The sequence below is a fragment of the Methylosinus sp. shoA genome, from assembly GCF_059718125.1.
Genome location: NZ_AP046091.1, coordinates 4,715,064 through 4,727,424 on the forward strand (window position 1 = coordinate 4,715,064; position 12,361 = coordinate 4,727,424).

At 66.2% G+C, this 12,361-nt stretch carries 15 protein-coding genes; 6 read left to right on the plus strand and 9 right to left on the minus strand.

Annotation, left to right across the window (positions count from 1 at the left end; genetic code table 11):
• The first annotated feature begins 47 nt into the window (after positions 1-47).
• The 3 genes from AC6IW9_RS22070 (at position 48) to AC6IW9_RS22080 (ending at position 2,704) form a co-directional block, all read left to right on the plus strand.
• A complete protein-coding gene (locus AC6IW9_RS22070; protein ID WP_497767460.1) occupies positions 48-467 on the plus strand; it encodes a rubrerythrin family protein in 420 nt (139 codons plus the stop codon).
• A gap of 164 nt (positions 468-631) precedes the next feature.
• Complete coding sequence (locus AC6IW9_RS22075; protein ID WP_497767462.1) at positions 632-1,972, plus strand: heterodisulfide reductase-related iron-sulfur binding cluster; 1,341 nt, start codon at positions 632-634, stop codon at positions 1,970-1,972.
• A gap of 138 nt (positions 1,973-2,110) precedes the next feature.
• Positions 2,111-2,704: a DUF3501 family protein gene (locus AC6IW9_RS22080; protein ID WP_497767465.1), complete on the plus strand. Its 594-nt coding sequence runs from the start codon at positions 2,111-2,113 to the stop codon at positions 2,702-2,704.
• A gap of 240 nt (positions 2,705-2,944) precedes the next feature.
• On the opposite strand, the gene argC is transcribed toward AC6IW9_RS22080, so the two are convergent.
• The 4 genes from argC to AC6IW9_RS22100 all read right to left on the minus strand — a co-directional run bounded on the left by argC (position 2,945) and on the right by AC6IW9_RS22100 (position 6,268).
• Positions 2,945-3,856, minus strand: a complete 912-nt coding sequence (argC, locus tag AC6IW9_RS22085; RefSeq protein WP_497767467.1) for an N-acetyl-gamma-glutamyl-phosphate reductase — start codon at positions 3,854-3,856, stop codon at positions 2,945-2,947.
• 79 nt (positions 3,857-3,935) lie between these two features.
• Positions 3,936-4,412: a 30S ribosomal protein S9 gene (rpsI, locus tag AC6IW9_RS22090; protein WP_497767470.1), complete on the minus strand. Its 477-nt coding sequence runs from the start codon at positions 4,410-4,412 to the stop codon at positions 3,936-3,938.
• Positions 4,413-4,415: 3 nt separating this feature from the next.
• Positions 4,416-4,898 carry a 50S ribosomal protein L13 gene (gene rplM, locus AC6IW9_RS22095; RefSeq protein WP_497767474.1) on the minus strand — a complete coding sequence of 161 codons (483 nt, stop codon included), beginning with the start codon at positions 4,896-4,898 and terminating at the stop codon, positions 4,416-4,418.
• A gap of 152 nt (positions 4,899-5,050) precedes the next feature.
• Positions 5,051-6,268: a cupin domain-containing protein gene (locus AC6IW9_RS22100; protein ID WP_497767477.1), complete on the minus strand. Its 1,218-nt coding sequence runs from the start codon at positions 6,266-6,268 to the stop codon at positions 5,051-5,053.
• A gap of 211 nt (positions 6,269-6,479) precedes the next feature.
• On the opposite strand from AC6IW9_RS22100, the gene AC6IW9_RS22105 reads away from it, so the two are divergent.
• Positions 6,480-7,079 carry a transglutaminase-like cysteine peptidase gene (locus AC6IW9_RS22105; protein ID WP_497767481.1) on the plus strand — a complete coding sequence of 200 codons (600 nt, stop codon included), beginning with the start codon at positions 6,480-6,482 and terminating at the stop codon, positions 7,077-7,079.
• A gap of 4 nt (positions 7,080-7,083) precedes the next feature.
• Here AC6IW9_RS22105 and AC6IW9_RS22110 read toward each other — a convergent pair whose 3' ends face one another.
• Positions 7,084-7,668 carry a Uma2 family endonuclease gene (locus tag AC6IW9_RS22110; protein ID WP_497767484.1) on the minus strand — a complete coding sequence of 195 codons (585 nt, stop codon included), beginning with the start codon at positions 7,666-7,668 and terminating at the stop codon, positions 7,084-7,086.
• A gap of 58 nt (positions 7,669-7,726) precedes the next feature.
• On the opposite strand from AC6IW9_RS22110, the gene ruvB reads away from it, so the two are divergent.
• Entirely contained in the window at positions 7,727-8,809 is a 1,083-nt protein-coding gene (ruvB, locus tag AC6IW9_RS22115; protein ID WP_497767487.1) for a Holliday junction branch migration DNA helicase RuvB, read from the plus strand.
• Between the two features lie 8 nt (positions 8,810-8,817).
• On the opposite strand, the gene AC6IW9_RS22120 is transcribed toward ruvB, so the two are convergent.
• From AC6IW9_RS22120 to nusG, 4 genes are all read right to left on the minus strand, one after another.
• Positions 8,818-9,264, minus strand: coding sequence for a cupin domain-containing protein (locus AC6IW9_RS22120; protein ID WP_497767489.1), 447 nt, complete (start codon positions 9,262-9,264; stop codon positions 8,818-8,820).
• A 150-nt stretch (positions 9,265-9,414) separates the two neighbouring features.
• Positions 9,415-10,101, minus strand: coding sequence for a hypothetical protein (locus AC6IW9_RS22125; protein WP_497767492.1), 687 nt, complete (start codon positions 10,099-10,101; stop codon positions 9,415-9,417).
• Between the two features lie 33 nt (positions 10,102-10,134).
• Positions 10,135-10,605, minus strand: coding sequence for a hypothetical protein (locus AC6IW9_RS22130; RefSeq protein WP_497767495.1), 471 nt, complete (start codon positions 10,603-10,605; stop codon positions 10,135-10,137).
• 40 nt (positions 10,606-10,645) lie between these two features.
• Positions 10,646-11,122: a transcription termination/antitermination protein NusG gene (gene nusG / locus AC6IW9_RS22135; RefSeq protein WP_497767498.1), complete on the minus strand. Its 477-nt coding sequence runs from the start codon at positions 11,120-11,122 to the stop codon at positions 10,646-10,648.
• A gap of 404 nt (positions 11,123-11,526) precedes the next feature.
• Between nusG and AC6IW9_RS22140 the strand changes: the two genes are divergently transcribed.
• Positions 11,527-12,303, plus strand: a complete 777-nt coding sequence (locus tag AC6IW9_RS22140) for a Bax inhibitor-1/YccA family protein (protein ID WP_497767501.1) — start codon at positions 11,527-11,529, stop codon at positions 12,301-12,303.
• The last annotated feature ends 58 nt before the right edge of the window (positions 12,304-12,361 follow it).

The following is a 12,361-nucleotide window of genomic DNA, read 5'->3' on the forward strand; positions in this document are numbered from 1 at the left end:
GCCGGCGCCGAGCGCCCCCACATGCGATTCGTCCAGGGAGATGAGTTATGGCTACGCTCAAGGGCACCAAGACCGAGCAGAATCTGAAGGACGCTTTCGCCGGCGAGAGCCAGGCGAACCGTCGCTATCTGTATTTCGCCCAGAAGGCGGACGTCGAAGGCCACAACGACGTCGCGACCGTGTTCCGCTCGACGGCGGAGGGCGAGACCGGCCATGCGCACGGCCATCTCGAATTCCTCGAGGCGGTCGGCGATCCGGCCACCGGCCTGCCGATCGGCAAGACCGAGGACAATCTGAAGGCCGCCGTCGCCGGCGAGACGCACGAATATACGGACATGTATCCGGGCTTCGCGCGCTCGGCCCGCGAGGAGGGTTTTGAAGAGATCGCCGATTGGTTCGAGACGCTCGCCAAGGCCGAGCGCAGCCACGCCGGCCGCTTCCAGAAGGCCCTCGACGAGCTGCACTGAGCCTTTCGAGAAAACGCTCCGGCGGCCGCTGCGCCGCCGGACCCTCCTCCGCCGTCATTGCGAGCGGAGCGAAGCAATCCTTCCGTCGCGGCGCGGCCCCTGGATCGCTTCGCTTTCCGCGATGATGGACGCGGGGCGCAAATCCCACGAGGCATGGAAGCGACATGAGGGAAGGCGGGCTCGAGGCGCCGTTCAGGCGGCCGCTGGATTGGGAGAATCCGGGTTTCTACGACGAGGCCGAGCTCGACGCCGAGATGCGCCGTGTGCTCGACATCTGCCACGGCTGCCGGCGCTGCTTCAACTTGTGCGATTCCTTCCCGCGCCTGTTCGATCTCGTCGACGAATCGCCGAAGGGCGAGCTCGAGACCGTCGCCAGCACGGATTTCAAGAGGGTCGTCGACGCCTGCACGCTCTGCGACATGTGCTTCCTGACGAAGTGCCCCTATGTGCCGCCGCACGAGTTCGATCTCGACTTCCCGCATCTGATGCTGCGCTATCGCGCCGTCGAGGCGAAGAGAAACGGCGTCGCGCTCGCCGATCGCGAGCTGGCGCAGACGGATCGCAACGGCGCCCTCGCGACGAAACTCGCGCCGCTCGCCAATTGGACGACCGACTGCTCGCACCATGCCGCGCGCAAGGCGCTGGAGACGGTCGCCGGGCTCCATCACGAGGCCGCGCTGCCGAAATATTCGAGCAAGACGCTGGAGGCTCTCGCGAGGGAGACGCCGGTCGAAGTGAATCGCGCGGCGCCGGGCTTCGGCCGCAAGGCGGTGATCTACGCCACCTGCTTCGGCGAATATAACGACCCTTCGGTCGGCCTCGCCGCGCGCGCGGTGCTGGCGAAGAACGGCGTCGAGACGGAAATCGTGCATCCGCATTGCTGCGGCATGCCGCTGCTCGAGCAGGGTCTGATCGGCGAGGTCGCCGCTTCGGCGAAAAGAGTCGCCGCCGCTCTCGAGCCCTGGATCGACAAGGGCCATGACATGATCGCGCTGGTTCCCTCCTGCGCGCTGATGCTGAAATTCGAATGGCCATCGATTGCAACCGACGACGCGAAGGTGAGGAAGCTCGCGCAATCGACATTCGATCTCAGCGAATATGTCGTCGGCATCGCGCGCAAGGAGGGCATTGCGGACGGGCTCGCGCCGATCGACGGCGGCGTCGCTTTTCACGTCGCCTGCCATTCGCGCGCGCAGAACATCGGGCGGAAGGGCGCCGAGCTCTTGCGTCTCGTGCCGCAGGCCGATGTGCAGGTGATCGAGCGCTGCTCGGGCCATGGCGGCGCCTGGGGTTATAAGACGGAGAATTTCGAGACGGCGTTGAAGGTCGGCAAGCCTGTGGCGCGGCAGGCAGCGGGCTCGGGCAAGCGCTATATCGTCTCCGAATGTCCGCTGTCCGGCCCGCATATCGTGCAAGGCATGGAGCGGCTCGGCGGCGAGGAGAAGAAGCCGGAGCTTCTCGCGCATCCGATCCAGCTGCTCGCCCGCGCCTATGGGCTCGTGTAAGGTCGCGACGCTTCGCCGGGCCGTCATTGCGAGCGAAACGAAGCCATCCAGAGCCGTGAGCCTCTGGGTTGCGTCGTCGCTGCGCTCCTCGCAATGACGGCGGCGAGGCTTGTCCGACGAAGTAATGGAGCGATCGACATGGCGCCGAAGCACGACATCACCGTCGCCGATCTCCTGCCGCCCGCGAATTATGCGAGGATCAGGGTGGAGAGCCGCCGGCGCATCGCCGCGCGCAAGCGCAACCGGCGCGTCGAGGTCGGGCCTTTCGTCACGTTCCACTTCGAGGATTTCGAGACGATCTGGCTGCAGATCCAGGAGATGATCCATATCGAAAAGGGCGGGCTCGAGCAGGCGCCGAGCGAGATCGCCGCCTATAATCCGCTCATCCCCAAGGGCCGCGAGCTGGTCGCGACCTTCATGATCGAGATCGACGATCCGCTGCGCCGCAAGCGCGTGCTGGCGACGCTCGGCGCGATCGAGGAGACCGCCTTCATCGAATTGAACGGCGAGCGCATCTCCTGCGTCCCGGAGACGGATCAGGATCGCACCAGCGCCGAAGGCAAGGCGAGCGCCGTGCAATTCGTGCATTTCAGGTTCACCGACGCGCAGGTCGCGGCTTTTCGCGAGCGAGGCGCGCGCGCGCTGATCGGTTTTACGCATCGAAACTACGGCCATATCGCCGTGATGCCGGAGGCGGTGCGCGCCGAGCTCGCCGGCGATTTCGCCGAATGACGGAGCGTCCTCACAGCAGTCCTGCGCGACGCGGCGACGACGAGATCGTTATTGCGCCGCCATGGCTCTCTCTCTCTCTCTTTCGTTCGCGAACGGCGATGCGGGCCGGCGGTTCGGGTTCATGGGAGGAGAGATGCGGTTGCGCGGATGCTGGAGAAAAACCAGCGACGATCGGGCGCGATTCCTTCTCCACTCGCGGGAGAAGGGAGCGCCCTTTTCTGCGCCAACCGCGTCCTGACGTCACGCGCCGAGCATCAGCGCCAGATTCTGGATGGCGGCGCCCGACGCGCCTTTGCCGAGATTGTCCAGCCGCGCGACCAGCAGGGCCTGGCGCCGCGGCTCATTGGCGAAGACGAACAGCTCCAGGTCGTTGGTCCCGTTCAGCGCCGAGGCGTCCAGCCGGCCGGACTTCGGCGCCGGGGCGACTCGCACATGGAGCGCCCCGGCGTAATGGCGCGCCAACGCCGCCTCGAGGTCGACCGCGCGCGGCGCGCCCACGAGACGATCGAGCGCCAGCGGGATGGAAACCAGCATCCCCTGCCGGAAATTGGCGACCGAAGGAACGAACAGCGGCGCCGATTGGAGGCGCGAATAGGCGACGATTTCCGGCAGATGCTTGTGTTCCAGCTCCAGCCCGTAGAGCTCGAAGGCCGGGACCTCGCTCTTCTCATAGGCTTCGATCCACTGCCGGCCGCGGCCGGAATAGCCGGAGACGGCGTTGATCGTCAGCGGATGGTCGGGCGCGACAAGGCCGGCGTCGACGAGCGGCCGCAGAAGCGCGATCGCTCCGGTCGCATAGCAGCCGGGATTGGCGACGCGCCGCGCCTGGCGGATCGCCTGGGGCTGCCTCGGCGCGAGCTCGGGAAAGCCGAAGACCCAGCCCGGCGCGACGCGATGCGCCGTGGAGGCGTCGAGAATGCGCGGGCCCCGCGCGCCCAGCTCGTCTGCGAGCGCGACCGTTTCCTTCGCCGCCGCGTCCGGCAGGCAGAGGACGGCGATGTCGACGCGCGCGAGTATATCGCGCTTGGCGGAGACGTCCTTGCGCAGCTCGGGCGCGATCGAGACGAGCTCGATGTCCTTCGCGCCCGTGAGCTTCTCGCGGATTTCGAGGCCCGTGGTGCCGGCGTCGCCGTCGATGAAGATTTTCGCCATGTCTCTGGTCCGATCCCGGAAAACGAAAAAGGGCGGCCCGCGGCCGCCCTTCGTAGTCGATCGCCGATCGAAAAGATAATCAGCGCTTCGAGAACTGGAAACTGCGGCGGGCTTTGCGCTTGCCGTATTTCTTGCGCTCGACCACGCGCGAGTCGCGGGTGAGGAACCCTTCGCGCTTCAGCGCCGAACGAAGCTCCGGCTCATAATGCGTGAGCGCCTTGGCGAGGCCGTGACGCACCGCGCCGGCCTGGCCGGACAGGCCGCCGCCCGCGACCGAGACGATGAGATCGTACTGGCCCGCGCGATTGGCGACGCCGAGCGGCTGCTGCAGGATCATGCGCAGCACCGGGCGTGCGAAATAGACCTCGACATCGCGGCCGTTGACCGTGATCTTGCCGGTCCCCGGCTTGATCCACACGCGCGCGACGGCGTTCTTGCGCTTGCCGGTGGCGTAGGCGCGGCCGTATTTGTCGAGCTTCTGCTCATATTTCGGCGCCTCGGCCGCAACGGCGACGGCGGTGAGCTCGGAGAGGGAGGAAAGCGTGGTCTCGACCATGGGTTATGCGCTCTTCGTGCCGTTGCGGGCGTTCTTCGGGTTGAGGGCGGCGACATCCAGCGGCTGCGGCGTCTGCGCCGCATGCGGATGGTCCGGCCCCTTGTAGACGCGCAGATTGCCGAGCTGCTTGCGGCCGAGCGGCCCGCGCGGCAGCATGCGCTGCACCGCCTTCTCGACGATGCGCTCTGGAAAGCGGCCCTCGAGGATGAACTTGGCCGAGCGCTCCTTGATGCCGCCGGGAAAGCCCGTGTGGTGGTGATAGACTTTCTGGTCGCGCTTGCGGCCGGTGAACACCACCTTCTCGGCGTTGACGACGATGATATTGTCGCCGTCGTCGACATGCGGGGTGAAGGTCGCCTTGTGCTTGCCGCGCAGGCGCAGCGCGATGAGCGTGGCGAGACGCCCGACCACGAGGCCGGTCGCGTCGATCACCACCCATTTCTTTTCCACTTCGGCCGGCTTCGCCGAAAACGTCTTGCCAAACATGGGAGAGCTGTTCCGTTCGCTTTGTCCGCGCTCGCGGGGATGCGGCGTGATTAAGCGAGGCGCTCCCCTCTGTCAAACGGAATCGGGCGCGACATGCGCCTGAAAAGCCCGTAATTCCAGCCGAAACTCCGTAGCGGTATCATGCTACCGCGTTAGAGGGGCATGATCTCGGGCTTACCGCGCGGAAATTTCGCGATCGTCTCCGGCTCGATGTCGAGGTGCTGCGCGACCATGGCCGGAGGCGTGTGGGTGAGCCAGCCGCTGAGGGAGACATCGGCGAAATAGGAGCTGCGGAACACTTCGAGGAATTGCAGCTCCCCATCGCCGACATTCTGCACGTAATGGCCGTGGGCGCGCTTCACATAGCCGATGTCGCCGGCATGAAAATCCTGCGTCACCGCCTTGGGCCCGGCGTCGAACAGGGTCATGCGGCCATGGCCCTTGAGCCAATATTGCCATTCGTCGCCGTTCGGGTGCCAGTGCATTTCGCGCAGCGCGCCGGGCGCGAGCGTGACCAGAGCGGCGGCGATGGTCTTGGAGACATGGAAATTATTGCTGTCGGCGACGCGCACCTCGCCGCCCTTTGTCTTCTTGCAGCCGGAACTCTCTTTCAGGGAGAAGGTGAAGGGATAGGGCGGCGGCCCCTCCGTCCCGGCGGCGGCGGCCCGGTCGGCTTCGAGCGGCCCGGGAACCTCGCCCTGGAAAATATAGAGCTGGTTCAGTGGGATATTGGCGAAGGTCTCGGCGGGCAGGCCGAAATTGGCCGCGAGAATCTCGGGCGGCGTGTGGGCGATCCAGTCGGTCACCAGCAAGGTGTTGTATTCGGTGGCCTTGCCGTCGTCGAAGCAGAGCAGGAACTCGCAGCCGTCCGGCCCGAGCCCCTGCAGCGAATGCGGCAGGCCGGCCGGAAAATACCAGATGTCCCCCTCTCTCACATCGGAGACATAGGCGCGGCCCATCTCGTCGAGCACGGTGACGCGGCAGCTCCCATAGGAGACATAGCCCCATTCGGCGGCGAGGTGCCAATGCATCTCCCTTATGCCGCCGGCGGTGAGCCGCATGTCCACGCCGGAGATTTCCTCGGCGATGGCGAAGTCGAACTGGGTGACCTGCCGCGCCCAGCCGCCGTTCTGCACGCGCTTGGGAGCGTTGTTGAAGGAGGCCCAGAACATCGGCATGTCGCTGACGTCGGTGGGCGGCGGGAACTGGGCCGACGGGAACTGGCCTCCGATCGCCGTATTTTGCGGCCCCGGATCGGTGAGGCTCGCCTTGTTCGCGGCGTTGACGGCGCCCTGGGGCGGGAGATCGGGATTGCCGAATGCGGGTATCGGGCGTTCGCCCACGCGCTCGCGTCTCTTCAATATGGCCATGGCCGTCCTCTCCTCGATTGCGACTGCGCCGCATCGAGAGATTGCGTCGGAGCGGCGCGGGTCAACGGCCCGCCGCGCCGCGACAAAAACGCGATTTCGCTAAAATGCGAGCATTCGGATTGGCGGGCGGGCAAAGGGCCCGCCCGCAGAGTGGCCCTCGAAACGACGTCGGGCTCCCTCCAGGCCCGTCGGCCTGTTCGGGGAGCTCCACGTGTCCGCCTTCGCTGTCCGCCTGTTTCTCCTGGCCCTCGCCTTCGGCTCCGCGCCCGCTCTGGCCGAGGCTCCGAAGTCGAGCTTCGCCGCCACGGGCGAAGCGACCTCCATTCCCTATGGGTGGATGGATTTTTGTAGCCGGCGGCCGCAGGAGTGCCGGCAGGGCGCGCTGCCCGCGGCCGACATCGAGCTGACACGGGAGGCGTGGGCGCAGATCGAGCAGATCAACCACGCGGTCAATGCGGCGATCGAGCCGGTCTCCAATCTCGAGCATTGGGGCACGATCGCCGATCATTGGGATTATCCGACCGACGGCAAGGGCGACTGCAAGATCTATGCGCTGGAGAAGCGGCGCCGGCTGATCGAGATGGGCCTCCCCCGCCAGGCGCTGCTGATGACCATCGTGCGCGACAAGAACGACCAGGGCCATACGATCCTGACCGCCCGGACGAGCCGCGGCGATTTCATCCTCGACAATCTGACGGACGCGGTGAAGCCCTGGGACAGAACCGGCTATCGCTTCGTGAAGCGCCAGTCGCAGGAGGACCCGAATGTGTGGGTCTCGATCGAGGCGCGGCGGCGGGTGGGCGCGCGGTGAAGATTCAGGCGGAGATCACATCGCGGTAAATTTCGGCGAGAGGGACGCCGACACCGATCGCGGGCAGGTCGAGCGTGGCGTCCAACCCATCGAGAATGCGCACGCCGGACCAGGCGTCTCCTGCACGATCGAATGTCTCGATATGAGCGCGGTCGCGCTCGACCAGCACATAATGGCGCAGGCTGGGCAATTTCTGGTAGACGGCCCATTTCTCGAAGCGGTCGCGCGCCTTGCTCCCCTCGGACATGACCTCGACCAAGACAGTCGGATCGTTCACCGAGGTCGCGCCCGGCTCCATTGCGCCGCAGCGGACCATCACATCCGGGAGCGTCGCCGAATCGATCGCCTTCTCCTTCATGAAGAAGGTTTCTGCGAAAACGTAGCAGGGAGAGCCTTTCTCGCGAAGCCGTTGCCGCAAGCCGAATGCGAGGTTCTGCGCGACAAAATGATGCTCCCACCGCGCGCCGACCATCATGCGCACGACGCGACCGCCGATCAGCTCCCACTTTTCGTCGGCGGGCTTGTCGGCGAGAAGTTCCTCGAAATCGTCGAGGGACATATACTCATATTGCGATGAGGGACGATTCATGGGGCTCGCTCCGCCGACGGATGCTAGCACAACGTCCCGCCCCGCGCATCCGACGCAAATGGAGCCGCGTTTCTTGACCACCCCTCCCCGCCGCCTCGTGACGCCGGAAAAACGCGACGACGATCCCGACGCCTCGCTGCGTCCGCTCGCGCTCGCCGACTTCACCGGCCAGGAGGCGGCGCGCAAGAATCTCAAAATCTTCATCGAGGCGGCCAAGACCCGCGGCGAGGCGCTCGACCATGTGCTGCTCGTCGGCCCGCCCGGCCTCGGCAAGACGACGCTGGCCCAGATCGTCGCCCGCGAGCTCGGCGTCAATTTCCGCTCCACCTCCGGCCCGGTGATCGCCAAGGCCGGCGATCTCGCCGCCCAGCTCACCAATCTCGAGCCGCGCGACGTATTGTTCATCGACGAGATCCACCGGCTCAATCCGGCGGTCGAGGAAATCCTCTATCCGGCGATGGAGGATTTCCAGCTCGACCTCATCATCGGTGAAGGCCCGGCGGCGCGCTCGGTGAAGATCGATCTCGCCAAATTCACCCTCGTCGGCGCGACCACGCGCGCCGGCCTCCTCACCACGCCGCTACGCGACCGCTTCGGCATTCCGGTGCGGCTCAATTTCTACACGGCGGAAGAGCTGGAGCTGATCGTGCGGCGCGGCGCGCGCGTGCTCGGCGTCGCCATGAGCGAAGACGGCGCCCGCGAGATCGCGGCGCGCGCGCGCGGCACGCCGCGCATCGCCGGGCGGCTCCTGCGCCGCGTGCGCGATTTCGCCATCGTGGAAAATTCGCAGATCACGCGCGCCCTCGCCGACCGCGCGCTCGCTTTGCTCGAGGTCGACAGCATCGGCCTCGATGTGATGGACCGCCGCTATCTCGAGATGGTCGCGGTCAATTTCGGCGGCGGCCCGGTCGGGATCGAGACCATCGCCGCCGCGCTCTCCGAGCCGCGCGACGCGATCGAGGACATCATCGAGCCCTTCCTGCTGCAGCAGGGCTTTCTGCAGCGCACGCCGCGCGGCCGCCTGCTGACGCCCCACGCCTTCCGCCATCTCGGCCTCGCCGAACCGGCGCGGCCGACGGCGCAGTTCGGTCTCTTCGACGCGGAGGGCGACGCCGCGGACCGAGACCCGAGCGCGATATAGGGCGGAGCTCAGCCGAGCGCCGGCGCCTCGGGCCCGCGCAGCCCCGTCGCCTCCAGCAGTTTCTGCGCGGCTCGCTTCACGACGACGAGCGAGTTGGGCAGCGGATTGTGACAGAAGGCCAGCTTGCGCACATAGGTCTCGACATGCCATACGGCGTGCGTTCCCTTGCGGAAAAAGGCGTGATCGCCCGCAGAGAGGCGGCGCTCCGCTCCGGCGTCGTCACGCACGATCACCGCGCCTTCGAGAAGATAGACCGTCTCGTCATTGTCGAAATGCCAGTGGAACACGCCGGCGGTGCAATCCCAGATGAAGGTCGACGCGGCGCCGTCGACGCTGCGGGAGAGCAGTTGCGCCCGCGCGACGGGCGCGCCTTCGATGATCCACGTCGGATCGATCGGACATTCCTTCAAGGTCGACTCTTCCATACCGGACAATATCGGATCTCTGGCGCCCATTCTCCCGCCTCGCGAATCGGAGTCCCGACTCGCAACATACACTGAAACTCGAGCGTCGCGTCGCCGCGTCCGATGAACTCGCTCCCGCCTCACGAACGCCCGCATGGCGACAGGCCGAGGCAGTGACGCCGGACCGCGCCGGTCGCCGCTTCACCTCTCCCGCGCCGCCGGGGCGTCGAAATCGAGAATTTCGTTCGTATAGGTCTCGCGCACTTCGGAGATCGGCTTGCCGTCGCCGCCATGGACGATGGCGCGATGCTCGATGAGCCCATGCGGCGCGTCGAGCCGCTCGCCCGGCGGACGATCGCGCAGGATTTCTTCGCGTGTCTTGCTCTCCCAGGCTTTCGGCAAAGGCGACCACAAGGTCTCGACCGCGAAAGTGCGGCGAAAGGGCTGCAGCGGCTGCACCACCTTGCCGAAAGGCGCCTCGCTCGTCTCCAGCACGCGATTCATCTCGGGCGTCAAGCGCGAAGGCACGTACCAATTATCGGCTTCCGAGAGCCTATGCGTCCCGCAGGTCAGCGCCACGCGGCGATGCTTGACCGGCTCGTCGGGGCCTATGCCGAGGCGCTTGCGCTGCTCGTCGCTCGGCGGCGTTCCGGCGCCCTCTACGCGCGCGACGATCTCGGGCGCCGCCGCCATATGATGATCGGCGCACCATTTCTCGAGCACGAGAGTTGCGGAGCGGCCGGCGAGCAACTCGGCGTTCAGCGTCCCGATCAGCGCCAGCGCCTCGAGCCGTCCGACGAAATCGTCGGGAAAGGAGAGCGGCTCGGCGCTCGCGCGCCCAAAGGCCACGGCAAAGAGAAGCGCTGAGACCGCGCCCGTCGCTCGCATTTTTCCTTCCCTGCCGTTCGCCCGCGCCGCAGACTATCGCACGGCGCCGGTCTTGTCGCCCATCGAGGGTCGATCCCGAAACGGTGCGCGCCGATCGATTATCTCCGTGAAAAATCGGCCTCCTGGACGCCCCATATGCAGTAGGGTTTGGACGAATCGAGCATATCCGGAGGCGATCATCTTTTGGCGAGCGTCGGCGCGAACGCCCTCCATGCGCCCCTGGAACCAGCCGACGGCTTTTCCCGCGGCGATCGTCGCCGCCGCTCGCGCGACGAGCGTCGCCTCGTCGACACGCTCGACGACACAATCCAGCGGCATATCTCTGCTGCGAGGCGAACCAGCGCGCGAGCGGCGGGGGAGCGGATGCGCGGGCGCCTCGGCGAGCAAGCGCTTTCCGTCGAGCGGACGGCGCAAGACGAAGGGCGCGGCCCGCGTCAGAAGCGCGCTGTCGACCAAGGGCGTGCGCACCTTGAGCGAATGCGCCATGCTCGCCTCGCCGGTCATGACGCGTCGCTCCGCGCGCCGTCGCGCGCGACGAGAGGAATCAAACGGCTGCGAGAGCCGATCGCTCGAGCGTGGCGGGCACATGGCCGCCCATGATGTCGAGCAGCACGCGGACGCGCTCGTTGGCGCCGAGGCGGACGAGGTTTCCGATCGCGTCGGCGAAAGGACCGACGAGCACTCTGACCTTCTGTCCTTCGACGAGATCTTGGTCGAATCGGCAGAGGCCGCGCGCGTCGGCGTAAGCGAGCAGTTGCTCGACGACGCCGCGCGGCGCCGGAGTCGGCAGCTCGTCGCCCATGATGAGGCCGACGGCGCCGAAGGTGCCGTTGACGGATCGCCAGCGGTCGCGCCGCAGATCGAGAGACACGAACAAATAGCCCGGGAACACCGGCGCCTCGACGAGCCGCAGCTTGCGGGCGTGCCGCATGGTGCGGGTCATCCGCGGCAGAAAGGCGTGAAATTTCTGCGCCCCGAGCTGCAGGACGACGCCCGCCTCCCGCCGCGGGCGCGTCTGCACGACATACCAGCGTCGCGCCGACTCTGTCGGCCCGTCTTCGCAGCACGACGACGGATCGTCTCGAAATTCCGAGAACAAAATCGCAACTCCCGAAAGAAGGCCGGTCCTTCGCCGAGAAATCATCCGGCTCGCATCGACCATTATACGAATTCCAGCGACGGCGCCCTCCTCTCGAGTACGGAGAAAATCCCGGATGCGCGAACGCGGCGGCGGCAAGGAGAACGTTCATGTCGGAGCGAAGAACAAGTATTGAAATCGCCGAGACTTCGCGCGCAGCGTCCGTCGTCGCGTTTTCGCTTCTCCACGGCTTGTTTTCGCCCGGATCGCACGCCATATTCGGACACGAGGTTCGCGCGCACGGGGTCGGACCGACCGGCCGTGCGACCCTTAATCGAGAGGATCACATGACCAATTTCGACCGCAACACGAGCTTCGGCTACCGGGGCGGCGTCTCCAGAGCCGGCGCGGCAGAGATCGACGAGGGCCTGCGCGCCTATATGATCGGCGTGTACAATCATATGGTTCTCGGCCTCGGCGTCACCGGCTTCGTGGCGCTCGCCACCCATATGCTGGCCGTCGTGAGGGAAGGCGGCCGCCAGATCGCTTTCACGCCTTTCGGCCAGATGCTCTATGCCAGTCCGCTGCGCTGGGCCGTCATTCTGGCGCCGCTGGCCTTCGTCTTCTTCCTCGGCTTCCGCGCGGAGCGGATGTCGGCGGCGACCGCGCGCAACGTCTTCCTCGCCTTCTCGGCGGTGATGGGCCTGTCGATGTCGTCGCTGATGATCGTCTTCACCGGCGCGTCGATCGCCAAGGTATTCTTCATCACCGCTGCGGCCTTCGGCGGGCTCAGCCTCTACGGCTATCTGACGAAGCGCGATCTCTCGGCCTTCGGCTCCTTCCTGGTGATGGGACTCTGGGGTCTCGTCATCGCGAGCTTGGTGAATCTCTTCTTCCAGAGCAGCGCGCTGCAGTTCGGCCTGTCGATCCTGTCGGTGTTCATCTTCGCCGGCCTCACCGCCTGGGACACCCAGCGGATCAAGGACGGCTATTATCAGAGCGTCGGCTATGGCCCCGAAGTCGCGCAGAAGCAGAGCGTGTTCGGCGCGCTCTCCCTCTATCTCGACTTCATCAACATGTTCCAGTCGCTGCTCTTCCTGTTCGGCGGCCGCAACAACGAGTGATGCGCCCGTGCTGCGATCGAGGCCCCGCCCGCCGGCGGGGCCTTTTTCGTGTGCGCAG

Coding starts and splice junctions, on each gene's coding strand:
- AC6IW9_RS22070 (WP_497767460.1), top strand. CDS start 48: ATGGCTACGCTCAAGGGCACCAAGACCGAGCAGAATCTGAAGGACGCT.
- AC6IW9_RS22075 (WP_497767462.1), top strand. CDS start 632: ATGAGGGAAGGCGGGCTCGAGGCGCCGTTCAGGCGGCCGCTGGATTGG.
- AC6IW9_RS22080 (WP_497767465.1), top strand. CDS start 2,111: ATGGCGCCGAAGCACGACATCACCGTCGCCGATCTCCTGCCGCCCGCG.
- argC (WP_497767467.1), bottom strand. CDS start 3,856: ATGGCGAAAATCTTCATCGACGGCGACGCCGGCACCACGGGCCTCGAA.
- rpsI (WP_497767470.1), bottom strand. CDS start 4,412: ATGGTCGAGACCACGCTTTCCTCCCTCTCCGAGCTCACCGCCGTCGCC.
- rplM (WP_497767474.1), bottom strand. CDS start 4,898: ATGTTTGGCAAGACGTTTTCGGCGAAGCCGGCCGAAGTGGAAAAGAAA.
- AC6IW9_RS22100 (WP_497767477.1), bottom strand. CDS start 6,268: ATGGCCATATTGAAGAGACGCGAGCGCGTGGGCGAACGCCCGATACCC.
- AC6IW9_RS22110 (WP_497767484.1), bottom strand. CDS start 7,668: ATGAATCGTCCCTCATCGCAATATGAGTATATGTCCCTCGACGATTTC.
- ruvB (WP_497767487.1), top strand. CDS start 7,727: ATGGAGCCGCGTTTCTTGACCACCCCTCCCCGCCGCCTCGTGACGCCG.
- AC6IW9_RS22120 (WP_497767489.1), bottom strand. CDS start 9,264: ATGGGCGCCAGAGATCCGATATTGTCCGGTATGGAAGAGTCGACCTTG.
- AC6IW9_RS22125 (WP_497767492.1), bottom strand. CDS start 10,101: ATGCGAGCGACGGGCGCGGTCTCAGCGCTTCTCTTTGCCGTGGCCTTT.
- AC6IW9_RS22130 (WP_497767495.1), bottom strand. CDS start 10,605: ATGACCGGCGAGGCGAGCATGGCGCATTCGCTCAAGGTGCGCACGCCC.
- AC6IW9_RS22140 (WP_497767501.1), top strand. CDS start 11,527: ATGACCAATTTCGACCGCAACACGAGCTTCGGCTACCGGGGCGGCGTC.